We start from the raw sequence: 24,803 nt of genomic DNA on the forward strand, positions 1-24,803 counted from the left end.
TGGGCTATGTGGTCAGACCACTATAGGGTTACTGCTCCCCTCCGTCCAGCACCCGCGCCGAGGGTGGTCGGACCATGGAAGGATGGACGGGTGACCACCGAGAACCAGGCCGGAGCTCCGGCACCGAAGGCCTACCAGACCGTCCTTGACGCCATCGAGAACCAGCTGCGTCATGGGCAGCTGAAGGTCGGGGACCAACTGCCCGGCGAACGGCTGCTGGCCGAAACACATGGCATCTCCCGGGCCTCGGTCCGGGACGCCATCCGGATCCTGGACGTCATGGGCGTGGTGCGCACCGCCACCGGATCCGGGCCCGGCGCCGGGGCCGTGGTGATTTCCGAACCGGCCACCGGGATCGCCACCGCCTTGCGGATGCACGTCGCCTCGGCTCGGCTCAGTGTCGAGGAGATCGTCCAGACCCGCATCCTGTTGGAGACCTGGGCCGCGAACACCGCGGACCTCCAAGCCGACCCCGAACGCTCCGATCGCCTCCTGGCCGCGGCACGGGAGCTGCTGGACGCCATGGACGATCCGCAGCTGGACCGTGCCGGCTTCCATGCCATGGACGCCCGTTTCCACGTGCTGCTCTCCGGGCTGGCCGGTAACGCCGTGATCGAGGCCATGATGGAGTCCCTGCGGCTGTCCATCGGCGACTACGTGCGCGAATCGGTGCGCAGCGACGCCGCCTGGGAACCCATCGCCGAGGTCCTGCGGGCCCAGCACCATGGCATTCTGGCGGCCGTATCCGCCGGCCACGGGGCCGAGGCCGCCCGGTTGCTGCGCGAACACATCGAATGGTTCCACCAGGAATCAACGGAGACCCAGGGGGACTGACCCTGCGGTGCGGAACGCGTTCGACAGGGCCTCGACGGTTCACTCCATGCGCCCGGTCTCGTAGGCCCAGATGGCCAACTCGACCCGATTCCGTGCCTGGAGTTTGGCCATGAGACTGCCGAGGTGGAACTTCACGGTGCTTATGGCGATGTGGAGGTCCTGGCCGATTTCCGCGTTGGTCCGCCCTGCGGCCACGCTGAGCAGCACCGCTTCCTCACGGGTGGTGAGCGGATCGAGGGGCTGGGCAGGGCGGGTCGGGATGCGACGGGTGAAGTCGGCCAGGAGTCGGGCCGTCACCCCGGGATCGATGAGCGCCCCGCCCCGGACGGCGGCCTGGACGGCCCGGACCAGTTCTTCGGGGGAGGCGCCCTTGAGGAGGAACCCCCGCGCGCCCGCCTTCAGCGCCCCGTAGACATGTTCGTCGGTGTCGAAGGTGGTGATCACGACGACGGCCAAGGGGTTCTCCACGCCGGGCCCGGCCAACAGGCGGGTTGCTTCGATGCCATCGAGGTTCGGCATCCGGATATCCAGCAAACAGACATCGGGGCGCAGGCGCAGGGCCATGTCCACGGCCTCCCTCCCGTCGGCAGCCTGGCCGATGACGTTCAGGCCGGGCTGGTGGTCCAGGATCGTGGTCAGCCCGGCCCGGATGATGCTTTGATCATCGGCGATGAGTACCCGCAAGGTCATGATGAGGCCCCCGGGCGGGGGAGGACCGCGGTGACCAGCCAGCCGTGTCCGGTTCCCGGTCCGGCATGGAACGTCCCCCCGAGCAACCGGACCCGCTCGGCCATGCCGATCAGCCCATAGCCGGGGACCCCACCGGTGGTGGCTGCCCCGTCGTCCATGACGCTGAGCCTCACCTCGGTGCCACCGCCCACGACGGTGACATCGATCAAGGTGGCGTGGCGTGCATGCCGCCGGGCGTTCGTGACGGCCTCTTGTGCCACGCGGTACAAGGAAGTCTGCACGCCCGCAGGCAGGCCTGCCAGCTCGCCCCGCAGCCGGACCTCGACCCGCGGAAGGCCGGTTCCCGGGGAGGCCAGGTTCTTCAGATCGGCCAGCTGGCTCGTTGGACCGGCCGCTTCCCGATCGCCGGTGCCGCGCAGCGTGCCCACCATGGCCCGCATTTCCTCCAGCGTGGTGGCGGCCTCCCGCTCGATGACTTCCAGCGCGTCAACGGCGCCGCCCGGCGAGGTGGAACGAGCCAGGACCAGACCTGCTTGGGCTTGAATGGCCATGGCGGAGACATGATGGGCGACCGTGTCGTGGAGATCCCTGGCCAGTTGCTCCCGCTCCTGGAGCCTCGTGTGCTCGATCAACTGACCCCGGACGAGAACCCGATAGCGGCCGGCCGTTCCCACGGCGGCGGCTGACACCAGGACCGCCGTCCCCCCGATCGCATCCGCCGGCCCGCTGAAGTCCGTCAGGATGCTGAGCAGGAGTCCGATCACGATCACCCCGGCGCCCAGGGCCACGTCCCGTCCGGCGGCCCGCCGGAAGAGGGAATGGACCAGCAGGAGCACGGCGGCCCCGCCATGGAGCACCACCGGGCCGGTGCCGGAGACGAGGGCGCCCAGATCCACGAGGATGAACATCCCGAACGCAAGAACGACGGCGGCCAGAGCATGCGCTCGCCGGATCAACACCGCCACCGTCACGAGCAGTCCCATCGGTACGATGAGCCACGCGGAGTCGGGCCGGACGGCCGCCTCGAGGACCACCGCCACGGCCACGACCGCAGCCAGGACGCCGTCGTGCCAGCGGATACCGGCCGACGCACCCCTGACGGGTGGCTCGACCCACAGCGACCGGGCGACACTCCACATGGTCATCAGCATAGAAGAGCGGTGCCGGCAACGGAACGGCCGAAGGACCAGCCCCCGCCCGGCCGATGGGCCAGATCGATCCAGGCCTGCGGACCGGTGTGGTGCCGGGGGTGCCGGACCCACACTGGAAGCCAGGAACCAGTGCCCACCCTCGATGAAAGTGAAACCGTGATGCGTAGGAATCCAACGACGGACCGTTCGGACCCCCGACTCGACGAAAGGATCGTGCTTAGCGGCCTGTGGACCAGCGTCTTGTTCGTCTTCGCCTATGTCGATCTCTTCGGATTCTGGAGGGCAGACATCGTCCAGGGCGCGCTCGCCGGCCAGGTCTCCGGCACGGGCGTGGCGATCAACCAGACCTTCCTGGCGTTGGCGACCGCCTACATCCTGGTTCCCAGCCTCATGATCGTGGTGTCGCTTCTGGCCCGGGCCAGGGTGAATCGGACCGCCAACATCGTCATCGGTGTGCTCTACTTCGTCACCATCGTGGTGACGGCCCTGAGCGAGAGGTGGATCTACTACCTTCTCGGTAGCGCCGTCGAGCTGGTTCTTCTGCTGATGATCATGCGGACCGCGTGGACCTGGCGGCACTGTTCCCGCCGGACGCTGCCGTTGGCTGGTTCCAGCGCAAAACCAGCCACCTGAGCCAGGGCCACGGCGCCACGAGGGGGGAGGACCTCATGGCTGCCGGATCCCGCACGGACCCCACCGCCGACCTGCTGGTCGACGTCCGCGCATTCCACCCCGGGACCACCGATCTGCGTCACCGGCTTTACCATGACCCCCACGTCGGGCTCGATCTTCCCGGCACACAGCAAAAGGTCCTGGACTTGGCTCGACGGAGCGCGCTTCGAGATCTCCACGGGGGCCCGCACCACCTCGGTGTCCGCAGTGCTGTTGCTCGGGGACATGGACGCCTTGCCGATCCAGGAGAAGATCGGGCTTGGCTATGCGTCATGGGTCGAGGGCTCGAAAATAGAACCGCATCTAACGCAGTAGGCCTCGACGTGGATGCGGCCCACCCCCAGCAGGTCCAGCGCGGAGCGGTTCAGACACTCCAGAAGGGGAGGCCGTGCCCATAGGTGAGACGGGTGTGCTCCGCCGGCAGGGATAGCGCCCATTTGGCGATCAAGACGGCTTAACGGCCTGCCTTGCTTGAAGTTGGGCCGACGGTACCGAGGGCTGACGTCACTTCCACTCGATAACCGACATTATCGTGTGTATTCTGTGCGAAAATTTCTGCTTCCGGGGCTGCTACACGGATCCCCCGAAGTCGGTTGCAAAATAGTTCCGTTTCCGTCCGGGGATCCAATCGAACAGAACATAGATGGCGACTAGGCCTGTTGTTGAATAGTTCCGAAAGACACGGAAAATTCCGTCCGCGATCTTGGAGAACGCTAACGCCCTGCTCAGCAACTTAGCCAGTGACCAGGCAAAACGTGCGTTGTAATACCACTGCCGAACAGCCCCTTGTTCTACTCATCGCTGGTTACCTAACCGGATGTTGCAATAGCATCTCAGGTACAGGATCGAACGTAGCAGTCAATTAAATGCAAACGACCCGCAACACTGGCGGGTCGGAGCAGATAAACAGCGAGCATTTTTGCTGCGCTTCGTGGACAATTGTCTTACCAATTAGCGAATAAGTCAAGGAGACCCAATGACGAAGCCTGCTTTCGCTTCATCCATATTGTCCGTTTTAGTTGAAGTTATCGCTGGCATCGCCATGATTGTGATTGGCGTTATTTTGCAAGTAAGTGGTTCAAGCGGAAAAGTACCTAACCCCACGCTCACAGTAACTGGTGGTGTGCTTGTTGCCTTAGGCGGCGTGCTCTTATCGTGGTTGGCTTCCCGGATACTAAGCGAACGCCAGCGCGAAGAATCACGAAAAAACGCAAAAGATGAGTCAGCGAACGCTGTAGAAGTCGCGCGTGCTGAGATCGACGAAAAACTCAATAACCTTAGTCGTGTTCTCGGGCAGGCTGCAGGCCAAATTAGCCAGACCGTCGAAAAGTTCGAAATGAAAGTATTTTCCGCCGACACGGGGTTCGAACTAATTTCACAAGCAAACAGGACGATTTATGGGCAAGTAAATGAAATTGCGGTTATGCGAAAATCTAAGTTTGACTCGGCATCCTTGCTTGATACCGCGCACTCGCTGGACAAGCTCGGTCGGGAACTAGCTTCACGATCAGACGCCGACAACAGCCAACAAGACTCAACTGGCTTAGCCCAGTTACAAAACAAAATTAACGAGGTCATTGAGGAGCTAGCAGATAGCAACGGGAGCGTGCCTCGGGCTTCAGGGAAAGTACGCACCACATGCCCATACTGTGACTTCGGGGTAAATGTACTGGTAGGAGCGACACCTGGAGATACCTCTATAGAAACTTGTCCTAATTGCGGTGAGGTTTTCAACGTACATCGAAACTCAGCCGGTGCTGGGTTCACTAGAAAATTTGGTCCCAAAGGTGCAGAAAATTCGTCGAAAGAGAAGCTTCCACGATGGAAATTCAGTTGTACCAATTGCAGCGTTGATCTTTTCGCATCCCAAAACGGCAAAGGCGAAAGAACGATGGTCTGTTCTTCATGTTTCTTCGCCTTCAACGTCGATCCAACTGCTGAGTCCGCTATTCAAATTGGCCAACTGGATAAAATGGAGGCGGTGGAACCATATAGAAGTGGATCTCGGCCTAAAGCTCCATGTCCTAAATGCAAAAATACAGTCAATATGGCCCTTCGGTATGACGATGGATTCTTCGGTTTCTGTCCAGAAGATATGGTTGCGCTCGTTGTTACAGATAAGAACTGGGATGACCTCAATCGCCAAATGCTTTCCGAGACATGAGCACGTTTCTATGGAAAATCACCGCATTTGCTAAAACATCACTCATAACCCTCATCGCAGCTTCCCCCCGTCGCGTCAAGGAAAGGGATGGATTAGAAACCTAGGAGTCTCTTTGGAGATGCTGCCGGTCTTCCCTTTGAACGATTAACGCCCAATTCCTTTATCGTGGCCGTACTGGCGTTGCGCGGCACTGCGGGGTCTGGCGACCGGCGTGCTTTCCGGGGCTCTGGGGCTGAATGGGTGGGGGGAATTCGCTTTCTGTAGCCGGCGGCTCTCCGCCATGGCCTTCGCCATCTGGAGCCGCTCCCGTTCCTGCACCGCCCGACCTGCCTCCACCGTCCGGGCTTTGCCCTTGAACTCCTCACGCTCGGCCCCCACCGAAACCTTGGCCTGCACACGACGCCTGGGTGCCTGCTCCAGGCCGTGCTCTTGTTCTAGGCGGGTGCAGGCACTCTGTGCGGCACGCCGGTCGTTTCTCCCATGCCAGACCTCTCCCAGGTCGCTTACCCGGGAGACCACCACATGCACATGGTCAGAACCGTGGCGGACCATCACCCAGGGATGATCGGCAAAGCCCATGTCCTCGGCGAAGGACTGGCCCATATCCGCCCACGCATCATCTGTCAGGATCGGATCCGTCGCGGTGTTGCGTAGCGAGGCATGCCAGACCGGGTTCCTGATCTCCGGCCGGCTATGCATGGCCTTGCGCAGCTCGCCGGCCCACTGGGACGGGTCCAGGTGTCCTTCCACGCCGATGTTCGAGGCGATCACCACCCCGCCAGGAACCAGCTTCCCGTTGGCCGGATGGACGTGCTCGTTCGCCTTCCCCGGACCATGCAGGTAGGCCCCGATGTCCCCGGGGTTCTTGCCCCGGGTGATCTTCGCGATCACGCCAGCTCACCCCGCAGACGGGCCAACTCCTGGCGCGTGGCCTCCACCGTCTCCAGCAGCTCACCATGGGCAAGAACCTGGCCGGAATTCACCGCGCGCGTCGGCTGGTTCAAGTTCGACCCCATCCGGCCCAGGTCAGCACGCAACCGCGCAACCTCCTTGCCGTCATCCCCGCGACGGCACCGGGAGCAACGTCATCTTGGAGTGGGCCCGCTTCGAAGCCATCGTCGGTTCATATTCGGTCCGGGCCAACGACAGACTCCGCGCCGCAGTGCCCCGGTTACTCCACGGTGTTGCCGAGGCCTATGGCGTGGATGTGGCGGTGGAGTACAGCCCGCAGCACCCGGTCAACGTCAACGACCTGACCGAGACCGCTGCCGTGCATGGCGTCATCGAGGAGCTGTTCGGTCCCGAGAGCCATCTTCGGATCCCCGTCAGTCGGTTGGTTCGGAGGACTTCCCCCGCATGCTGGATTGGGTGCCCGGCTTCTTCGTGCTCCTGCCCGTGGGGCCCGAGGGCGTGGAGTCGGCCACCGCCCCCGCCAACCGTTCGGCGCACGCAGTTTTCGCCGATGTGATCCGGTCCGACGGGGCGGTGCCCCAAGTGGGGCTGGTCAGCAGGCGGCCGGCCCGCGGCAGGAGCTGAGTCGCCGGACTACTCAGGGCCGGGCCTCGTGATGGCGTTTGCCGTGGGTCCGGCGCTCCTCCTTCATCCTGGCCTCGTGCAGATGCCTTTTGCCCTCGGCGAGTTCGTGGCGGGCCGCAGCTTCCTGGCGGCGGAATTCGGTGTAGTAGCCGTCGTCGTAGTCCTCGATGATCTGGAACGTCCAGCGTCCCTCGACGACGTTGCGCCCCACCAGTTCCTCCTCCAGGCGGGCGGCCACGGCCCCGTGGCCGGCGGAACGGAGCATCTCCACCGCCTCCCCGAGGGCCAGATCGGCACCTCCGGTCTTGCGGTGGAAGTTGTAGAGGCTTCCGCGGGCGTCCTCGACCATTTCCAGCGCCTCGGAGAGCTTGCCCAGCGCCTCCACGGTCGCGTCGTCGACTCCCTCGGGGACCCGGTGTTCCGGTGCGGGGCGGTCTCGATCCTCGGTGCTGTGGTTCTCGGTCATGACGGATCCTTTCCCCGGCGGCCGGGACGCCGGTGGATCCGAGCCTACGGGGCCGCGACCACTCTGTCAGCCGTCGGGCCCGGGGCCGCCGCGGCTGGGCGGGCCCGGGACCGTCGGGTGTGCTGAAACACCCGGGACGATGATTGGGGTCACAGTGAGTGGTCCATATGCCTTAGGCTACTTGTTAACAAGTGCTTCACAACACGATGAGGGCTTGAAAATACCGACCAGTAGCCGAAGCGGTGTCATGGGTAATCCTCCCCGCCGTCCGGCATCACAAGGAGCAAGAATGCGTTATTCGCGCACTTCAAAAATCCTCGGCGTCGCAGCAGCAGTTGCGTTGAGCCTGAGCGCCTGCGGTGGCGGAGGAGACAACGCCGCCGACGGTGGAGGAGACACGAGCCGGGTCATCGTCGTTGATGGCGCCGAGCCGCAGAACCCGTTGATCCCCACGAACACCAATGAGGTCGGCGGCGGGGCCGTCTTGGACCTCATCTTCGCCGGCTTGATCAGCTACGACGCCGATGGCAAGCCGCAGAACGAGATGGCCGAGTCGATCGACACCGACGATTCGCAGAACTACACCATCAAGCTCAAGGCCGACCAGAAGTTCACCAACGGTGACCCGGTCACGGCCGCGTCCTTCGTCGACGCCTGGAACTACGGTGCCGCCGCGAAGAACGCCCAGCTCAGCGGATACTTCTTCGAGAGCATCGAAGGCTACGACGAAGCCAGCGCCGAGGGCTCGAAGGTCGATGAGCTCTCCGGTCTGAAGGTCGTGGACGACACCACCTTCACGGTCAAGCTCAAGCAGCCCGAATCCGACTTCCCGCTGCGTCTGGGATACAGCGCGTTCTACCCGATGCCGGAAGAGGCGCTGAAGGACCCGAAGAAGTACGGCGAGAACCCGGTCGGCAACGGCCCGTATAAGTTCGACGGCGACGGCGCCTGGGAGCACGAGACCCAGATCAAGCTGGTCCCCAACGAGGACTACGAAGGCCCGCAGAAGCCGAAGAACGGCGGCGTGACGTTCAAGATCTACCAGAACGACACCACCGCCTACCAGGACCTGATCTCCGACAACCTGGATGTCCTCAAGACCATCCCGACCTCGGATATCAAGAACTTCAAGAACGACCTGGGCGACCGCTCCATCGAGTCCCCGTACGCCGGCAACCAGACGATTGCCATCCCGTACTACCTGGACAACTGGGACGGCGAAGCCGGTAAGCTGCGCCGCCAGGCCATCTCCATGGCCATCAACCGCGAGGAGATCACCGACGTGATCTTCAACGGTGGCCGCACCCCGGCGAAGGAATTCACCGCACCGGTGCTCGATGGCTACTCGGATTCGATCCCGGGCAGCGAGAACCTGGCCTACGATCCCGAAAAGGCCAAGGAACTGTGGGCCAAGGCCGAGAAGATCGAGCCGTACGACAAGTCGGAGAAGCTGACCATTGCGTACAACGCCGATAAGGGCGACCACAAGACCTGGGTCGAGGCCGTGGTGAACAACATCAAGAACAACCTCGACATCAAGGTCGCCGGCAAGCCGTACGCCACCTTCAAGGAGGTCCGCACGGATGCGACCGCGCAGAAGCTGACCGGTGCCATCCGCTCCGGTTGGCAGGCCGACTACCCGTCGCTGGCCAACTTCCTGGGCCCGATCTACACCACGGGTGCCGGCTCCAACGACGCCGTCTACGAGAACAAGAAGTTCGACGACGCCATCACCAAGGGCCTGTCCGCCGACAACGTCGAGGACGGTTCCAAGGCGATGAACGAGGCCCAGGAGATGCTCCTGGATGACCTGCCGGCCATCCCGCTGTGGTATCAGGTGGCCCAGGGCGGCTGGAGCGACAACGTGGAGAACGTCGAGTTCGGCTGGAACGGCGTGCCGCTGTACTACGCCATCACCGGCAAGTAGGGGACACCACACCCCTCAGTCACACGCGGGGCCCGCTTTCGTATCACGGGGGCGGGCCCCGCATTCCTGCCTCACCCAAAAGGTAAAAAGCATGTCAAACTCCCTACGCCCCGATCGGGCGTCTTCAGCACGAAAGGCCCACCGCTGATGGGCAGATTCCTCCTCCGCCGACTGTTGCAGCTGATCCCGGTCTTCCTGGGCGCGACGCTGCTGATCTACTTCCTTGTCTTCAGCCTCCCCGGGGACGCCACCGCCGCCATCTGCGGCGAAAAGGGCTGCACCCCTGCGGTCGAAGCTTCACTGCGCGAGCAGTACAACCTGGACCAGCCCTTCTGGATCCAGTACCTCCTGTATCTCAAGGGCATCTTCACCTTTGATCTGGGCACCAACTTCGCCGGCCAGCCGATCACCGACATCCTGGCCCGCGTCTTCCCCACCACCGCTCGTCTGGCCCTCATGGCATTGGCGTTCGAAGCCGTCTTCGGCATCGCCATCGGCCTGTTCGCGGGGCTGAAGAAGGGCAAGTTCTTCGACTCGACCGTACTGGTCTTCTCGCTGCTGGTCATCGCCGTGCCGATCTTCGTGCTGGGCTTCCTGATGCAGTTCGTGGTGGGCGTCAAACTCGAATGGGCCAATCCGACGGTCAGCGGTGACGCGAGTTTCACCGAACTGATCCTCCCGGCCCTCGTGTTGGGGCTGGTGTCCTTCGCCTACGTGTTGCGGCTGACCCGCACCGCGGTCATCGAGAACGCCAGCGCCGACTATGTGCGCACGGCCACCGCCAAGGGGCTGAGCCGTCGCCGCGTGGTGACGGTCCACGTGCTGCGCAACTCCATGATTCCGGTGGTGACGTTCCTGGGTGCCGACCTGGGCGCCCTGATGGGTGGAGCCATCGTCACCGAGGGAATCTTCAACGTCAACGGCGTGGGCAACACCTTGTACCGCGCCGTGCTGAACGGGGAGGCCCCCGTTGTCGTTTCGATCGTCACCGTACTGATTGTGGTCTTCGTCCTGGCCAACCTGCTGGTGGACCTGCTGTACGCGTGGCTGGACCCGAGGATCCGATATGCCTGAGAACACCCAAAACCGTCCCACCGTCCGCGGTGCCAAGATTTCCAAGTACCCGATCGAACACTTCGTGGCCGACCCCGACGAAACCCCGTTGCAGGCCACCGACAGTTCCGTCTCCGACGCGGCACCGGTCTCCCTGTGGCTCGAGGCGTGGCGGAACCTGCGCACCCAGCCACTGTTCATCATCAGTGCGATCCTGATCGTCTCGGTGGTCTTCGTGGCCCTGTTCCCGGGGTTGTTCACCAACGAACAACCCAATGCGAACTGCCAACTGGCCAACTCCGACGGCGGTGCCGTCCCCGGGCACCCGCTGGGCTTCACCCAGCAGGGCTGCGACATCCTGGCCCGGGTGATGTACGGGACCCAGTCCTCGCTGACCATCGGGTTGTTCGCCACGATCGCCATCGTGATCTTCGGCGGCACCATCGGGGCGATCTCCGGCTTCTTCGGTGGCTGGGTCGACGCCGTGCTGGCCCGCCTGGGCGACATCTTCTTCGCCCTGCCGCTGATCCTGGGCGCCATCGTCGTGGTGCAGATCCCGTTCTTCCAGGAGAACCGCAACGTCTGGACCATCGTGCTGATCCTCTCGGCCTTCGGCTGGCCGCAGATCGCCCGCATCACCCGGGCCGCAGTGATCGAGGTGCGCGACGCGGACTTCGTCATCGCGGCCCGCTCATTGGGTGTGAGCCGGGCCGGTGCGCTGATCCGCCACGTCATCCCGAACTCGTTGGCCCCGGTCATCGTGATCGCGACCATCACCCTGGGCATCTTCATCGTGGCCGAGTCCACGCTGTCCTACCTGGGTATCGGGTTGCCGCCGGACGTCATGTCCTGGGGCAATGACATCTTCTCGGCCAAGAGCTCGCTGCGCTCGAATCCGATGGCCTTGTTCTGGCCGGCCCTGGCGCTGTCGTTGACGGTGTTGAGCTTCATCATGCTCGGCGACGCGCTGCAGGACGCCCTGGACCCGAAGGCGCGCAAACGATGAACGGTGAAACCATGAACAACGAAACCTTTGACGAAGCCTCGAGGCCGCGTCCGCTGCTGGAACTGCGCGATCTGGCCATCAGCTTCAAAACGGGAAACGGCGAGGTCGAGGCGGTCCGTCAAGCCAACCTGACCATCCTGCCCGGGGAAACCGTGGCGATCGTCGGGGAATCCGGCTCGGGCAAGTCGACCACCGCCCTGGCGGCGATCGGTTTGCTGCCCGCCAATGGCCGTATCGCCGGCGGGACCCTGCTCTTCGACGGTGAGGACATCACCAACGCCTCGGAGAAGCGTCGGGTCGAGCTGCGCGGTTCCTCCATCGGCATGGTCCCCCAGGACCCGATGTCGAACCTGAACCCGGTCTGGCAGATCGGCTTCCAGGTCAAGGAGACGCTGGCGGCCAATGGACTACCGCATCAGAAGAAGGATGTGGCCAAGGTCCTCTCCGAAGCCGGTCTGCCGCGGGCGGAGGAGCGGGCCAACCAGTACCCGCACGAGTTCTCCGGTGGCATGCGCCAACGCGCGCTGATCGCGATCGGGCTGTCCTGCCGACCGCGGTTGCTCATCGCCGATGAACCGACCTCGGCCCTGGACGTCACGGTGCAACGCCAGATCCTGGACCACCTGGACACCATGACCGACGACCTGGGCACCGCGGTGCTGCTCATCACCCACGACCTCGGGCTGGCGGCCGAACGCGCCCATAAGGTCGTGGTCATGTACAAGGGACAGGTCGTCGAGGCCGGGCCCGCCGTGGAACTGATGACCAACCCGCGCCACCCCTACACCCAGCGCCTGGTGGCCTCGGCCCCCTCGCTGGCCTCGCGCCGGATCGAATCGGCCAAGGAACGCGGGAAGGAATCCGCGGAGGAACTGACCGCCGACCGGCCGGTGGCCACGGACAACGTCATCGAGGTCCGGGACCTGGTCAAGAACTACAAGATCCGCGGCGGCGTCGGCAAGGCCACGGAATTCCGGGCCGTGGACGAGGTGTCCCTGAGCATCAAACGGGGCACGACGACCGCCGTCGTCGGCGAATCCGGTTCGGGTAAATCTACGGTGGCCCGGCTGGTGCTGGGGCTGGAGGACGCGTCGGAGGGCAGCATCCTGTTCGACGGCGTGGACATCACCACGCTCTCGCGCAAGGAGATGTTCAAATTCAGGCGCCGGGTCCAACCGATCTTCCAGGACCCCTTCGGCTCGCTGGATCCGATGTACAACATCTTCCGCACCATCGAGGAACCGTTGCGGGTCCATAAGATCGGTGACGGCAAGGTCCGCGAACAGAAGGTGCGGGCGCTGCTGGAGCAGGTGGCCCTGCCGGCGTCGATGATGCAGCGCTTCCCGAACGAGCTCTCCGGCGGCCAGCGTCAGCGCGTGGCCATCGCCCGGGCGCTGGCTTTGGACCCGGAAGTGGTGATCTGCGACGAGGCCGTCTCGGCGCTGGACGTGCTCGTGCAGGCGCAGGTGCTGAACCTGTTGGCGGATCTGCAGTCCGAACTGGGGTTGAGCTATTTGTTCATCACCCACGACCTGGCCGTCGTCCGCCAGATCGCCGACCATGTCTGCGTGATGGAGAAGGGGAAACTGGTGGAGACCGGGAGCACCGACGAGGTCTTCGAGAACCCGCAGACCCAGTACACACGGTCGCTGCTCGACGCCATCCCCGGTGCCGGTCTGATGTTGCCTCCCGAGGTGGCCTGACCCGCCAGCAGAACGACAGTTCCCGGCCCGCCATCCCTAACGGGGGTGGCGGGCCGACCTGTCGGTGGGCCCACCCGGGGACTGAATCCGGACCGCAGGAGGCCCCCGATTCCGGCAACGGTGCAAGAATCGACCTACGGCAGGTGGGCCAGGACGGGCCAGCACGGTGCCGGCGACGAAAGGGACCAGCATGGCTGAACGGGTCGGGATCATCGGCGGGGGCATCGTGGGGGTGGCCATCGCCCGGGCGCTGACCGCCACCGAGGACGTCGAGGTGACGGTGCTCGAGAAGGAAGCACGTCTGGCGGCCCACCAGACGGGCCATAATTCCGGCGTCGTGCATGCCGGGCTCTACTACCCACCCGGTTCACTCAAGGCCACCCTTTGCGGCCGGGGCCGGGAGATGACCCGCGACTTCTGCCGCGAGCGTTCCCTGCCCTACCGCGAGCTCGGCAAACTGGTTGTCGCCCTCACGAAGGACGAGCTGCCCCGGCTGGAGGAGATCGAACGCCGCTCCCGCGAGAACCGGGTCCCCGGCGTGCGGCGGCTCGATGCCGGGGCGATGCGTGAGATCGAACCCCATGTCGCCGGGGTCGCCGCGGTGCATTCACCGCATACGGCGGTGGTGGACTATTCGGCGATCACCGAGGCGTTGGCCGATGACGTCCGTCGCGGAGGTGGGGCCGTCCTGCTGGGTCAGGAAGTCACCGCGGTGTCCACCGCCGGCGGATCAGTGAGCGTTTCAACCACGGCAGGGACCCATGTCTTCGACCGACTCATCGTCTGTGCGGGTCTGCAGTCCGACGTGATCGCCCGGATGGTCGGGGCCTCCCCGTCGCCGAGGATCCTGCCCTTCCGCGGGGAATACCGGGCCCTGGCCCCGGGCCGCCAAGACCTGGTCAAGGGCATGATCTATCCGGTTCCTGACCCGCGTTTCCCCTTCCTGGGCGTCCACTTCACCCGCGGGGTGTACGACGACGTCCAGGTCGGCCCGAATGCCGTGCCCGCCCTGGCGCGGGAAGGATACCGGTGGCGGCAGGTCTCGATGCGGGACACCCTCGAATCGCTGCGCTGGCCCGGGGCTCCGGCCCTGGCCAAGCAACACTGGCTGATGGGGGTCCGGGAGATCTCCGCCTCCCTGGTCAAACCGCTCTATTTCCAGCAGGCCCGCCGCTTCGTCCCCGAATTGCTGCCGGCGGATCTGGCCTCGAAATCGGCGGCCGGGGTGCGGGCCCAGGCCTGGGACAAGGACGGGTCGTTGGTCGATGACTTCGCCGTCGACCAGGTCGGAGCCGTCACGCTGTTGCGCAACGCCCCCTCCCCGGCGGCGACCTCGGCGATGGCGATCGCCGAATACGTGCTCGAACATCATCTGGGGATCACCCCCGGAGGCTGAACGACGCCGGGTGGGGCACGGGAGGAGTGCCCCACCCGAGGACCACGCAGTGGGCTTGAGCTACTTGACCTTGACCATCAGCGGTTTACTGGCCGTGGTTCCGGCGGCATTGGAGAATTCGACGACATACTCATAGGTCCCCGACTTCCGCCCGGAGATCTTTTCTTCGACCTGCTGGGCTGCGGGGCTGCTGGCGTCCAATTTCCCGGTGGCGATCTGCCGACCGTCTTCCAGAAGTCGGTAGGTCTCGCCATTGGTGCCCCACCAGAGGTTGGCGGTCAAGGTGTAGTCCCCGCCGGTTCCCTGGTGGTCGCGGCTGAGAACCGGCAGCGCCGGGGCCGCGTCGGTGACCCTGACCTTCAGCGGCGCGGTCTTCGTCGAGCCAGCGGCATTCACCAGCTCTCCGGTGTAGGTGTAGGTGCCGTTCTTTTTCCCCTCAACAGAGAAGGAGGCCTTCTGTGCTTCCGGCGTTTTGGCCTTGAGCTTCGAGACGGAAACCAGTTCGCCATCTTCGTAGAGACGGAACAAGCTGGCATTGGACCCGTGCCAGAGGTTCATGCTGACCGTAAAATCGCCATCCTGGAGGCCGGTGTCCCACCCGTTGTCGTGGGACAGGGATGCTGCTGTCGGCGCCGTGGATTCGTTGTCGCTGGGTGCTCCAGGGTCGATATCTTCAGACACGTCCAAGGAAATGGCAGCAAGCTTGGCCGTCAGGGAGGTCGACTTCGACCCATTGGCTGCAGTGAATTTCACAGTCTGGGCCGCGATGGCACCCGACTCGACGTCTTCGGAGGACACCGTGTGCTGCAGTTCATGGGTCGTCGTTCCGCCGGTGGAAAGTTCCTTCGCCGCGGTATGGTCGCCCGTGGTCACGTCCGTCAACCGCACGTTGCCCGTATTCTCCAGAGTCAGCGTCGTGGTGACGGTATCTCCGGTGCTGGCGTACCCGTCACCGTCCACGTCGATGAAAGCCCCGTCGTCGTGGGTTTCAGAAAGCTCCGGTGCCCGGCGGAGAACGTCGACTTCCTCACCGGTGACTTCGAGGGTTTGGTCGATATTCGTGTATTCCGGGACTTGTCCGACGGTCCAGGTGGTTCGGGGGACGAAGAAACCGTCCGCGACGTCGTCGTCGGTCACCGTGTGACGTGGAGACGTGCAGTTGTAGGAAGTGCCCACGGCGAGGGAACCATAACGGCAGTTGCCTGCCGGGCTGGGGTCCCCGACGGGCTGGGCCGCGAACGGGGCGAAGTTTCCGTCCGTGGGCACCACCCATTGCGTGACATTTCCGGTATGGGACACCACGAAGCTGTAGGGGACCTGGTCCCGGGCCGCATACGGATCGGCGTCGACATCCCGGTTCGAGTCGGTCTGTTCGCCCTCGACGGAGATACCCACGATGGTCTTGCCCTCGACTTCTGCCGTGACCGGACCTTGGGATTCCCTCCCGTCGGCGGCGGTGAAGACGCTCTGGAGCTGGACGGGGCCGTTGGCCGTGGCGGGGGAGGTCACGGGAACCTCGACCATGGTGCTCTTGCCGGAAGCGACGGCGGGGACCTCGACGGTCTTGGCCGTCCAGCCGGCGGGGCCGGAGATGGTCAGTTGGCCTGCTGGCAGTCGGGTTGCTTCCTGGTTCGTCACAGTCACCGGAACGTTGGCGGTTTCATCCGGGTCGATCTCCAGGGGTTCGGCCTCAAGCGGTGCGCACACGACATTCAGCCAGTCCTGGTCGTAGGCGGAGAAACGCAGGTCATTGGTGTAACCGGCTTCGTAGAAGGTACCGAAGATCCCGCTGTCCAGGGCTGTGGTGGACGAGTAAGCGGAGGTGCCGGACCGAATGGTCCGCAGACCAGGCCAGGTGGCCCCGTCGTCACAGGAAACCCTGGCCGAAACGTTTTCGCGTTCAGTCTGTGAGTTGGCCCCCGTGTAGAGCAGTTTCCGGGCGTCGTCGCTACCCTCGGCGGCATTCGGGAACATGCTGGTCAGCTCCGCGTTGTTAGTGGGATCCGGTAGCTGTCGGTCGGCGGTGACTTGTCCGTAGGTTTCGCCGCCGTCCTCGGAGATGGTGACCTTCCGGAATCCGCCTCCGTTCGAATCGCGGGAGTTGAGCATGACACGGCCGTCGGAGAGCTCGACGACCTTGTTCTCGTCCATCCCGGTGCCGACGAGTTCACCGCGGTGCCAAGTCGCTCCGTGGTCGTCGGAGTAGACCGAATAGGCCTGCATGGCGCGGGTGCCGTCTGATTGCTGGACGTCGCCGGCGAACTGCTGGATGAGCCGTCCACGGTGTTCACCATGGCGTAGCTGGATTCCTTCTCCGGAACTGGCGAACATGCTGCGGACATCGCCGGGGGATGGGGTCTTCGAAGCTCCGGGCTTCGCCACGTCGGTGATCAGCCGCGGTTCGGACCACGTCCTGCCCTCGTCCGTGGACTCTGCAACGGCAGCACTGATGACCTGGCGGTCGTCATCATCGTTGCCGAATGCACTGCCGTGGAAACCTTGATCCTTGGAATACACGAAGAAGGCGAAGACCTTGCCGGCTTCGTGGTCGGTGACGAAGCTGGGGTCGCTGTATCCGTATTTCTTCCCGGTCGCATCACCGGGATGGCCTGCGGCAATCGTCGACATGGAATCCCACGTCTTGCCGTTGTCGGTACTGCGCCGCATGACGATTGAATTCGGGTTGGGTGCATCGGCTGCGCTGTCCGGTCGGGCATCCCACGCAGCCAGCAATACTCCGTCACGAACATGCGTCAGAGCGGTGATCCGGTAGAAGAAATCCTCTGCTGTCCGGTCGGCTGCGAGGTTCTGCTCATTGAATACCCCGGGGGCAGCTGACGGATCGCCCCCCGGGGTGGTGGTGTCGCCCGTGGCAGGGACGGCGATGGCGACCGGAAGCACCAGCCCCAATGCTGCACCGGTGATGAGGAGGTGGCGAACTCGTCCCATCCATGGTGCCGACCGTCGACGACGGGTAGGGGGAACCGCTGGGGCGTGGTGCATGCAGAGACCTTTCGAACGAAGCAAATGGAATAGATGGGAGGTGGGATGTCCGATGTACTGTATGAACTGGATCACAGATTTCTGGATTGGGCCAGAAGGGGAAGGCTGTGTGACTTTTGGGCAAGCGAGGTTTGACTCTCCGGGAGTGGTCGGCGCGCCCCCTTGTCGACACGATCCCGGTACGGCGTCGAATCCTGTCTGGCTTTCCGTGCGGTGAACTCGTGGCGAAGTATTTATTGCTGATACAGATAACATTTCGTATTCTGATCTCAAATTCGGGTCATCAGGGACCTGTGCGTGGATTGGCCATGATGGCCCCAGGGGCCTTCCCGCGCCCTATGTGTTCGTGGAAGCGCATGAAATCAAAGAAGTTTTCGTCCCTTTTGTGGTTTGCCCTCATTTCGAGGCGCACAGTTTTGGTCTTTTCGGGAATGTGCTTGCGCTCACACTCTTCATGGGTAAACATAGGTAAGTGATCCATAACATCCGTGGATCACCACATTGGAGAAGTCGGGAGAGACGATGCGTTCCATGCACACTTCGAGGGCCGGCGCCCTCACCGCCATTGCCGTGACGGGCGCCTTGGCGCTGACCGGATGCGGAGGAGATGCCGAGTCGTCGGGTGCCGCCAACGCCGCCGACGGCGATTTTTCCGGAAAGACGATGACCTATTGGTCGTACTGGCAGGAGAAGGAACCCCAGGCCAAGGCGATTTCGGCAGCGATCGAGGACTTCGAGGAGGAAACCGGAGCGACGGTGGAGGTGGAATGGCAGGGACGCCAGGTCACCCAGAAGCTGGCGCCGGCGATGCGCTCGAACGCCCCCGATGTCGTCGAATCGGCGCTGGACAACTTGGCGCCATTGGTCGGTGACGGCCAGGGCGAGGACCTCAGCTCGGTCATGACCGAAAAGAGCATCAACGAGGACTCCTCGCTGGCCGACGCCGGCGTGGACCGGTTCGAGGACCTGGTCACCAACGACGACGGCGAAGTCTGGATGATTCCTTACTCCGTGCTCGGAATCGGCATCTGGTACGACGCCAAGGAACACTCCGAGCTGGAAGGCAACGCCCCGAAGACCCTGGACGATCTCGGTGCCCTCATCACGAAGGAAGGCAAGGGGTCGGTGGCACTGGATAGCGACGTGCCGTACTACACCACCCTCTGGGCCAGCAGCATCCTGATGCGTGAACTCGGTCCCGAGAAGTTCCGGGCCACGGTCGAGGACAAGTCCGGTGAGGCCTGGATGGACGACGACGTGATGGCTGCCGTGGAGAAGATCCGTGACGTCGTCCCCCCGGAGTCATTCGCCGACGGCAGTTTCGGTTCGAAGTTCCCGGCCATCCAGGAACGGTGGGCCACCGGGAAGGCGACGTTCCTGCTCAACGGGTCCTGGATCCCGCAGGAAACCGCCAAGAGTGCGGGCAAGGATTTCGACTTCGCGTCACTGGAGATCCCCGCGGGGACCTCGGGCGAAGCAAACGCGCAGATCGGCCTGACCGGGTATTCGGTCCCGGGTAGGGCAAAGCATAAGGAGCTGGCCAAGGCCTTCATCCGTTTCGTCCTGGAGAAGCAATACCAGGAGGATTACGTGACCAGCTCCAGCGCGATGTCGGTCCGCGACGATGTGGAGGTCCCGGAGGACCTGAAGAACATCGGTGACTCCATCGCCGCCGAGGACCCCGTGCTGGCATTGGACGGGGTGAACGTCGACTACGCGGGCATCGTCCCGGAGGTCTTCGCCGCCCCGGTCCGCGACTACCTTTCGGGGGGAACCGACGCCAAGGGCTTCGCCCAGAAGATCTCCAAGGCCCAGGCGAACTACTGGAAGGGCCAGAACTAGATGGCCCTCGCCACCCGGGCGGCCGAACATCCCGTTCGGCCCGCCCGGCACGGAGCGGCCCGCCGTCGGGCGGGCCGCTCCGAGTCACCCATGGAGAAGCGGCGTCGCCGGATCTTCTGGCCGTTCCTGATCCCGGCCCTGCTCGCCTACGGGATCCTGTTCCTCGGGCCGGCGCTGGCCTCCTTCGTCATTTCGTTCATGCGCTGGGACGGCATGGGCGAGCCGGACATGGTCGGCTTCGAGAACTACAGCCGGTTGTTGGGCGATAGCGTCTTCCACCAGGCGTTTGCCAATACCCTGATCATCCTCCTGGTCGGCGGCATCGCCGTCTTCGCCGTGGCCTTCGGCCTGACCATGGTGCTGCGGGAGATGCGCGGACGGAAGTTCATCCGCAACGTCGTCTTCTTCCCGGTGATCATTTCCCCGGTGGTGCTCTCCATCCTCTGGGGCTTCATCTTCCAGTCCAACGGACTACTCGAATCCGCATTCCGCGGTGTGGGGATCCCCGAGGGACCGAACTGGCTGGGTGACCATCTGTTCCTGATCATCGTGGTGGGGCTGATCTGGATCAACCTCGGCCTCTACGTCACCATCCTCATGGCAGCAGTGGACCAGATCCCCATCTATCTTTATGAGGAATGCGCCCTCGCCGGTGCCACGGCCTGGCAACGGTTCCGCTATGTCACCCTGCCGCTGACCTGGGATGTCGTCACCGCCGCAGCGGTGTTGTGGACAATCGGTTCACTGAAGATCTTCGAGTTCATCTATGCCTTCGGAGGCACCTCGGCGGATATGCCACCGACCAACGTGTGGAACAGCGCCCTGTTCATCTACGGGAAGACCTTCGGGGGCCGGACACCGGCCTTTGAATTCGGCTACGCCTCCGCAGCCGCAGTGGTCACGGTGCTGGCCGTGATGGTCTTCGTCTTCGCGCTCCAGCGGGCCACCCGCCGCGAACCGATCGAGTACTGAGGAATCCATGGCTACCCTGCTTTCCGACCGGGCCACCCCGGCCCATCAGGAACATCCCGAGAACACCCCGCCGCCACCGCCGCGCAAGACAGGCTCCACCGCCAGGATCGGCGCGACCGGAAAGGTCCGCAGCGTCGGCATCGTGCTGGTCTGGATCCTGGCCGCCTTCAACGTCGGCACCCTGCTGTGGGTGTTGCTGACCTCGCTGCGGACCCACCGGGCGATCTTCGAAACACCGTGGGGGCTACCGATCCCGCCGGCCTTCGAGAACTTCGCCACCGCATTATTCGAGGGCGAATTCGGCATTGCCGCGTTCAACACCGCCCTGATGACCGTCGGCGGGTCGATCACCCTGATGCTGCTGGCCGCTCCGGCCGCCTACGTCCTGGCCCGCAGCACCCGCAAGGTCTCCGGGACGATCTTCGCCCTCTTCGCCATCGGCATCGGCGTGCCGGTGCAGGTGATCATCATCCCGCTGTACGTCATGCTGGAACAACTGCATCTGATCAACTCGTTGTGGGGGCTCTTCCTGGCCTTGCTGGGGGCCAACATCCCCTTCACGGTGATCCTGCTGACCGGGTTCATGCGCAGCCTGCCCAACGATCTCGAAGAGGCGGCGGCCCTGGATGGCAGCTCCTCGCTGCGGACGTTCTGGCAGATCATGATGCCCCTGGCCCGGTCCGGCATCATCACCTTGCTGACGCTGAACGCCATCAACATCTGGAACGAGACGTTCCTGGCCCTGGTGCTGATCCAGGACACGGATAAGCAGGTCCTTCCGGTGGCGTTGCTGAACTTCATCGCCCGGCAACAGACCAACGGAGCCGACTACGGCGGACTCTTTGCCGGGGTGCTGGTGCTGGTGCTGCCGATGATCCTGCTCTACATCTGGCTGGGCCGCCGGATCATCGAGGGCATGACGCTCGGCGCCAGTAAATAACGAGGCCACCCACCCTTCCGGACGGCCACCGGAATGCAACCCCCATGGAAAGTGAGTAGGAATGCTGCAGGAAGCGCGCCCCCACGCCGCGCCGCTGGACACGGAGGCCTCGTCGCCGACCCCGGCGGCGCTGTCGATCCACGACGGGGGGTTCCTCCGTTTCGGCGAACCCCACCGGATCCTCTCCGGGTCCCTCCACTACTTCCGGGTCCACCCCGACCAGTGGAGGGACCGGCTGGCCCGCTTGGCGGCGATGGGGCTGAACACCGTAGACACCTACATCCCCTGGAACTTCCACGAGGCGGTCAAGGGCCGGGTCGATTTCACCGGCTGGCGGGATGTGGGACGGTTCATCGATCTGGCCGGGGAGCTGGGCCTGGACGTCATCGTCCGGCCGGGCCCCTACATCTGCGCCGAATGGGACAACGGCGGCTTCCCCGTCTGGGTGACCCACGGCAGGAGGGGACGCCTGCGCTGCCTCAGCGATGACTTCACCCGCGATGTCGCCGGCTGGCTGGACCTGGTCATGCCCCAACTGGTGTCCCGGCAGTCGGGGACCGGGGGGCCGATCGTCGCCGTGCAGGTCGAAAACGAATACGGCAGCTACGGCGACGACGCCGAATACATGGCCTGGCTGCGCGAGGCACTGCTGGCCCGCGGGGTCACCGAACTGCTCTACACCGCCGACGGGCCCACCGAGTTGATGCTCGACGGCGGCACCCTCGAGGGGACGTTCGCGACGGCGACCTTCGGTAGCAGGGTGGCCGAAAGCGCCGCGTTGATGCGCGGACGCCGCCCCGGGGATCCCTTCATGTGCGCCGAATTCTGGAACGGCTGGTTCGACCACTGGGGCGAAAAGCACCATGTGCGCGAACCCGGCGACGCGGCCGGGATCATCCGCGAGATCGTGGAAGCCGACGGATCGGTGAGCCTGTACATGGCCCATGGCGGAACCAACTTCGGTCTCACCTCGGGGGCGAACTTCGACGAGGGCCAGTACCAACCGACCATCACCAGCTACGACTCGGACGCCCCCGTGGCCGAAAACGGGGAGCTGACCGCGAAGTTCCATGCCATGCGCGAGGTCCTGCTCGGCCCCGGAGCCGAACCGGTCCCCGCCGGACTGTTGGCCGCTCCGGCCACCCTGCCGGCGACGAGCCTGCCCCTGGAGGGCAGGGCAGGTCTGCTTCCGGTGCTGCGCGGGGCGGGAACCCCGGTCGCCTCGGCCCACCCGTTGACCTTCGAAGAGCTCGACGCCGATGCCGGACTGGTGCTCTACAGTGCCCGGCCGATCCTGCCGAAGGGCCCGACGACCATCAGCATCCTGGGGCTGCGCGACCGGGCCCAGGTCCATGTCAACGGGACCCTGGTCGGGGTGCTTCAACGCAACGACCCGCAGGCGGTCATCGAACTCACCGGTGCGGGGGAGCGGGTGGAGCTGGAGATCGTCGTGGAGAACCAGGGGCGCATCAACTACGGCCCCCGGCTGGGGGAGTCCAAGGGCATCACCGGCGGGGTCCTCATCGGGCGACGACTGGTCAGCGGCTGGAACCACCGCCACGTGGCCCTGACTGAACCGGGGCCTGCCGAACTGTTGGCGACGGCCCGGACCACCCCCGGGGAAACTGTGCAGAACCGAAAAACCGGCCTGGCGGAGGCGACCCTGATGGTCGACGACACAGCGGATGCCTTCGTGTCCCTACCCGGTTCGGTGAAGGGATTCCTCTGGGTCAACGGTTTCCTGCTCGGGCGCTACTGGAACCGTGGACCGCAGACCACGCTGTACCTGCCGGCGCCCTTGTTGGTTCCAGGGGCCAACACCCTGACCGTCCTCGAGCTGGAAGGCCTGGGCGACCAGGTCCGGATCGTGCAGGAACCAGAACTCGGTCCCCCGGAGGTCTTCATTGAAACCTTCTAATGCGGGCACCGCGGAACGGCCGAACGTCATCCTCATCTGCGCCGACCAGTGGCGGGGGGACTGCCTGTCGATCGCGGGCCACCCGCAGGTCCAGACCCCGCACCTGGATGAACTGGCCCGACGCGGCACCCGCTTCACGAAGGCCTACTCGGCGACGCCCACGTGCGTTCCAGCGCGCGCCGCCTTGTTCACCGGCCAGTCACAGGAACGCCACGGCCGGGTCGGCTACGAGGAAGGTGTTCCGTTTGCCGCGGCCCACCCGGTCACCCTCGCGGGGGAATTCTCCCGCGCCGGCTACCACACCCAGGCCATCGGAAAGATGCATGTCTACCCCGAACGCGCCCGGGTGGGCTTCGACGACGTCGTACTGCACGACGGGTACCTCCACCATGCCCGCGGGGAGCATCGGCAGGACTTCCGCTTCTTCGACGACTACGTCCCGTGGCTGCGCCGCCAGCCCGGCATCGCCGTCGACGAGGAATACTTCGATTCCGGGGTGAACTGCAATTCGGTGGCCGCCCGCCCTTGGGACAAACCCGAACGGGTGCATCCGACCAACTGGCTGGCCACCGAGGCGATCGACTGGATGTACCGCCGGGACCCCACCCGCCCGTTCTTCCTCTACCTCTCCTTCCATCGGCCCCATCCGCCCTACGATCCACCGGCCTGGGCGATGGACCAGTACTCCTGCGTGCCCGAGGACGAACTGCCTGTGGGGGACTGGATCTCCGATTGGCAGGAGCACCGCCGGGATGGGGACTACCAGGCGGCCGTCGCGAAGCTTCCTCCCGCCGTCGTCCGCCGGGCCCGCATGGGGTATTACGGGTTGATGACCCAGCTCGATCTACAGCTCAACCGCATCGTCGAATCCCTGGCCGACTTCGGACTGGACGAGAACACGGTCATTGCCTTCACCTCCGACCACGGCGAGATGATGGGGGACCACCAGATGTTCCGCAAGGCCGTGCCCTACGAGGGCTCCGCCCGGGTGCCGCTGATCATCCACGACCCCCGCAGCCCGGCCGCCTCGAACGGTTCCACCGTGGACGACGTCGTGGAACTGCGTGACCTCATGCCCACCCTGCTGGACCTGGCCGGGGTCGAGATCCCCGCCACGGTGGATGGTCTCTCGCTGGCCGGGCACCTGGCCGGAGGCCCGGTCCCGGCCAGGACGCACCTGCACGGCGAGCACACCTATTTCGGCCAGTCGATCCAATGGATCACCGACGGGCGGTTCAAATACATCTGGGCCTCGGGCAGCGGCGCCGAACAGCTCTTCGACCTCGACGCCGACCCGGGTGAATTCCACAACCTCATCGGCGAACCGGCGGTCCTGGACGACGAACGGCGGTGCCGGGGGCGGCTGATCTCGGCGTTGGAGGACCGGGAAGAGGGATTCGTCAAGGCCGGGGAGCTGGTGGTGGGCGCCGAACCGGTGACCGTCCTGCGTCAGACCCGCCAGCGGGTGGCCGCGGCGGCCGCGAACGTTGCGCTCCCCGCCGATGAAGCTGCCCGGGCCTAGGCTGGAAC

The 24,803-nt window shown here is 64.4% G+C and carries 21 protein-coding genes; 15 read left to right on the forward strand and 6 right to left on the reverse strand.

The features are described from left to right. Nucleotides 1–90: 90 nt before the first annotated feature. Complete coding sequence (locus tag ACT3S2_RS07130) at nt 91–834, forward strand: FadR/GntR family transcriptional regulator (RefSeq protein ID WP_444554117.1); 744 nt, start codon at nt 91–93, stop codon at nt 832–834. Between the two features lie 39 nt (nt 835–873). Here ACT3S2_RS07130 and ACT3S2_RS07135 read toward each other — a convergent pair whose 3' ends face one another. Continuing rightward, a complete protein-coding gene (locus ACT3S2_RS07135; protein WP_444554116.1) occupies nt 874–1,524 on the reverse strand; it encodes a response regulator in 651 nt (216 codons plus the stop codon). Beyond that, complete coding sequence (locus ACT3S2_RS07140; protein ID WP_444554115.1) at nt 1,521–2,669, reverse strand: sensor histidine kinase; 1,149 nt, start codon at nt 2,667–2,669, stop codon at nt 1,521–1,523. The genes ACT3S2_RS07135 and ACT3S2_RS07140 overlap by 4 nt, the downstream gene beginning before the upstream one ends. A 219-nt stretch (nt 2,670–2,888) precedes the next feature. On the opposite strand from ACT3S2_RS07140, the gene ACT3S2_RS07145 reads away from it, so the two are divergent. The 3 genes from ACT3S2_RS07145 (at nt 2,889) to ACT3S2_RS07155 (ending at nt 5,511) form a co-directional block, all read left to right on the forward strand. Next, on the forward strand, nt 2,889–3,308 hold the full coding sequence (locus ACT3S2_RS07145; protein WP_444561454.1) for a DUF6326 family protein: 420 nt from the start codon (nt 2,889–2,891) through the stop codon (nt 3,306–3,308). A gap of 132 nt (nt 3,309–3,440) precedes the next feature. Further along, nucleotides 3,441–3,662: a hypothetical protein gene (locus ACT3S2_RS07150; RefSeq protein ID WP_444554113.1), complete on the forward strand. Its 222-nt coding sequence runs from the start codon at nt 3,441–3,443 to the stop codon at nt 3,660–3,662. Nucleotides 3,663–4,323: 661 nt separating this feature from the next. After that, nucleotides 4,324–5,511 (forward strand): hypothetical protein, encoded by a 1,188-nt coding sequence (locus ACT3S2_RS07155; RefSeq protein WP_443382114.1) that lies wholly within the window; start codon nt 4,324–4,326, stop codon nt 5,509–5,511. Nucleotides 5,512–5,655: 144 nt separating this feature from the next. On the opposite strand, the gene ACT3S2_RS07160 is transcribed toward ACT3S2_RS07155, so the two are convergent. Both ACT3S2_RS07160 and ACT3S2_RS07165 read right to left on the reverse strand, forming a co-directional pair. Continuing rightward, nucleotides 5,656–6,402 (reverse strand): relaxase/mobilization nuclease domain-containing protein, encoded by a 747-nt coding sequence (locus ACT3S2_RS07160; protein WP_444554112.1) that lies wholly within the window; start codon nt 6,400–6,402, stop codon nt 5,656–5,658. Between the two features lie 280 nt (nt 6,403–6,682). Continuing rightward, nucleotides 6,683–6,823 (reverse strand): hypothetical protein, encoded by a 141-nt coding sequence (locus ACT3S2_RS07165; RefSeq protein WP_443383026.1) that lies wholly within the window; start codon nt 6,821–6,823, stop codon nt 6,683–6,685. A gap of 44 nt (nt 6,824–6,867) precedes the next feature. Here ACT3S2_RS07165 and ACT3S2_RS07170 point away from each other — a divergent pair, with 44 nt between their 5' ends. Continuing rightward, a complete protein-coding gene (locus tag ACT3S2_RS07170) occupies nt 6,868–7,047 on the forward strand; it encodes a hypothetical protein (protein WP_443383029.1) in 180 nt (59 codons plus the stop codon). A gap of 13 nt (nt 7,048–7,060) precedes the next feature. On the opposite strand, the gene ACT3S2_RS07175 is transcribed toward ACT3S2_RS07170, so the two are convergent. Next, the gene (locus ACT3S2_RS07175; RefSeq protein ID WP_443383032.1) at nt 7,061–7,513 is read right to left on the reverse strand and encodes a hypothetical protein; all 453 of its coding nucleotides are present in this window, start codon (nt 7,511–7,513) and stop codon (nt 7,061–7,063) included. Between the two features lie 289 nt (nt 7,514–7,802). Between ACT3S2_RS07175 and ACT3S2_RS07180 the strand changes: the two genes are divergently transcribed. The 5 genes from ACT3S2_RS07180 (at nt 7,803) to lhgO (ending at nt 14,598) form a co-directional block, all read left to right on the forward strand. Further along, the gene (locus tag ACT3S2_RS07180) at nt 7,803–9,440 is read left to right on the forward strand and encodes a peptide ABC transporter substrate-binding protein (RefSeq protein WP_443383035.1); all 1,638 of its coding nucleotides are present in this window, start codon (nt 7,803–7,805) and stop codon (nt 9,438–9,440) included. A 147-nt stretch (nt 9,441–9,587) separates the two neighbouring features. Next, nucleotides 9,588–10,514 (forward strand): ABC transporter permease, encoded by a 927-nt coding sequence (locus tag ACT3S2_RS07185; protein WP_443383038.1) that lies wholly within the window; start codon nt 9,588–9,590, stop codon nt 10,512–10,514. Next, on the forward strand, nt 10,507–11,499 hold the full coding sequence (locus tag ACT3S2_RS07190; RefSeq protein ID WP_443383041.1) for an ABC transporter permease: 993 nt from the start codon (nt 10,507–10,509) through the stop codon (nt 11,497–11,499). The genes ACT3S2_RS07185 and ACT3S2_RS07190 overlap by 8 nt, the downstream gene beginning before the upstream one ends. A gap of 11 nt (nt 11,500–11,510) precedes the next feature. Then, nucleotides 11,511–13,202 (forward strand): dipeptide ABC transporter ATP-binding protein, encoded by a 1,692-nt coding sequence (locus tag ACT3S2_RS07195; RefSeq protein WP_444554110.1) that lies wholly within the window; start codon nt 11,511–11,513, stop codon nt 13,200–13,202. Nucleotides 13,203–13,392: 190 nt separating this feature from the next. Continuing rightward, on the forward strand, nt 13,393–14,598 hold the full coding sequence (gene lhgO / locus ACT3S2_RS07200; protein WP_444554109.1) for an L-2-hydroxyglutarate oxidase: 1,206 nt from the start codon (nt 13,393–13,395) through the stop codon (nt 14,596–14,598). A gap of 60 nt (nt 14,599–14,658) precedes the next feature. Here lhgO and ACT3S2_RS07205 read toward each other — a convergent pair whose 3' ends face one another. Further along, nucleotides 14,659–17,547 carry an exo-alpha-sialidase gene (locus ACT3S2_RS07205; protein WP_444554108.1) on the reverse strand — a complete coding sequence of 963 codons (2,889 nt, stop codon included), beginning with the start codon at nt 17,545–17,547 and terminating at the stop codon, nt 14,659–14,661. A gap of 585 nt (nt 17,548–18,132) precedes the next feature. On the opposite strand from ACT3S2_RS07205, the gene ACT3S2_RS07210 reads away from it, so the two are divergent. From ACT3S2_RS07210 to ACT3S2_RS07230, 5 genes are all read left to right on the forward strand, one after another. Further along, a complete protein-coding gene (locus tag ACT3S2_RS07210; protein ID WP_443383052.1) occupies nt 18,133–19,443 on the forward strand; it encodes an ABC transporter substrate-binding protein in 1,311 nt (436 codons plus the stop codon). Beyond that, entirely contained in the window at nt 19,444–20,415 is a 972-nt protein-coding gene (locus ACT3S2_RS07215) for a carbohydrate ABC transporter permease (protein WP_443383055.1), read from the forward strand. Nucleotides 20,416–20,422: 7 nt separating this feature from the next. Beyond that, nucleotides 20,423–21,355 (forward strand): carbohydrate ABC transporter permease, encoded by a 933-nt coding sequence (locus ACT3S2_RS07220; protein ID WP_443383057.1) that lies wholly within the window; start codon nt 20,423–20,425, stop codon nt 21,353–21,355. A 61-nt stretch (nt 21,356–21,416) separates the two neighbouring features. After that, on the forward strand, nt 21,417–23,273 hold the full coding sequence (locus ACT3S2_RS07225; protein WP_444554107.1) for a glycoside hydrolase family 35 protein: 1,857 nt from the start codon (nt 21,417–21,419) through the stop codon (nt 23,271–23,273). Further along, nucleotides 23,260–24,795 (forward strand): arylsulfatase, encoded by a 1,536-nt coding sequence (locus tag ACT3S2_RS07230; RefSeq protein ID WP_444554106.1) that lies wholly within the window; start codon nt 23,260–23,262, stop codon nt 24,793–24,795. Before ACT3S2_RS07225 ends, ACT3S2_RS07230 begins: the two co-directional genes overlap by 14 nt. The last annotated feature ends 8 nt before the right edge of the window (nt 24,796–24,803 follow it).

This window comes from Arthrobacter sp. AOP36-A1-22, from assembly GCF_052377615.1.
In the GTDB taxonomy this organism is placed as follows: Bacteria; Actinomycetota; Actinomycetes; order Actinomycetales; family Micrococcaceae; genus Arthrobacter_H.

Bases quoted from the DNA above. Each gene is read 5' to 3' on its own strand.
- ACT3S2_RS07190 (WP_443383041.1), top strand. From the start codon at position 10,507: ATGCCTGAGAACACCCAAAACCGTCCCACCGTCCGCGGTGCCAAGATT.
- ACT3S2_RS07175 (WP_443383032.1), bottom strand. From the start codon at position 7,513: ATGACCGAGAACCACAGCACCGAGGATCGAGACCGCCCCGCACCGGAA.
- ACT3S2_RS07140 (WP_444554115.1), bottom strand. From the start codon at position 2,669: ATGACCATGTGGAGTGTCGCCCGGTCGCTGTGGGTCGAGCCACCCGTC.
- ACT3S2_RS07150 (WP_444554113.1), top strand. From the start codon at position 3,441: ATGACCCCCACGTCGGGCTCGATCTTCCCGGCACACAGCAAAAGGTCC.
- ACT3S2_RS07215 (WP_443383055.1), top strand. From the start codon at position 19,444: ATGGCCCTCGCCACCCGGGCGGCCGAACATCCCGTTCGGCCCGCCCGG.
- ACT3S2_RS07170 (WP_443383029.1), top strand. From the start codon at position 6,868: ATGCTGGATTGGGTGCCCGGCTTCTTCGTGCTCCTGCCCGTGGGGCCC.
- ACT3S2_RS07185 (WP_443383038.1), top strand. From the start codon at position 9,588: ATGGGCAGATTCCTCCTCCGCCGACTGTTGCAGCTGATCCCGGTCTTC.
- ACT3S2_RS07165 (WP_443383026.1), bottom strand. From the start codon at position 6,823: ATGGCTCTCGGGACCGAACAGCTCCTCGATGACGCCATGCACGGCAGC.
- ACT3S2_RS07180 (WP_443383035.1), top strand. From the start codon at position 7,803: ATGCGTTATTCGCGCACTTCAAAAATCCTCGGCGTCGCAGCAGCAGTT.
- ACT3S2_RS07220 (WP_443383057.1), top strand. From the start codon at position 20,423: ATGGCTACCCTGCTTTCCGACCGGGCCACCCCGGCCCATCAGGAACAT.
- ACT3S2_RS07195 (WP_444554110.1), top strand. From the start codon at position 11,511: ATGAACAACGAAACCTTTGACGAAGCCTCGAGGCCGCGTCCGCTGCTG.
- lhgO (WP_444554109.1), top strand. From the start codon at position 13,393: ATGGCTGAACGGGTCGGGATCATCGGCGGGGGCATCGTGGGGGTGGCC.
- ACT3S2_RS07225 (WP_444554107.1), top strand. From the start codon at position 21,417: ATGCTGCAGGAAGCGCGCCCCCACGCCGCGCCGCTGGACACGGAGGCC.
- ACT3S2_RS07205 (WP_444554108.1), bottom strand. From the start codon at position 17,547: ATGGGACGAGTTCGCCACCTCCTCATCACCGGTGCAGCATTGGGGCTG.
- ACT3S2_RS07210 (WP_443383052.1), top strand. From the start codon at position 18,133: ATGCACACTTCGAGGGCCGGCGCCCTCACCGCCATTGCCGTGACGGGC.
- ACT3S2_RS07135 (WP_444554116.1), bottom strand. From the start codon at position 1,524: ATGACCTTGCGGGTACTCATCGCCGATGATCAAAGCATCATCCGGGCC.
- ACT3S2_RS07155 (WP_443382114.1), top strand. From the start codon at position 4,324: ATGACGAAGCCTGCTTTCGCTTCATCCATATTGTCCGTTTTAGTTGAA.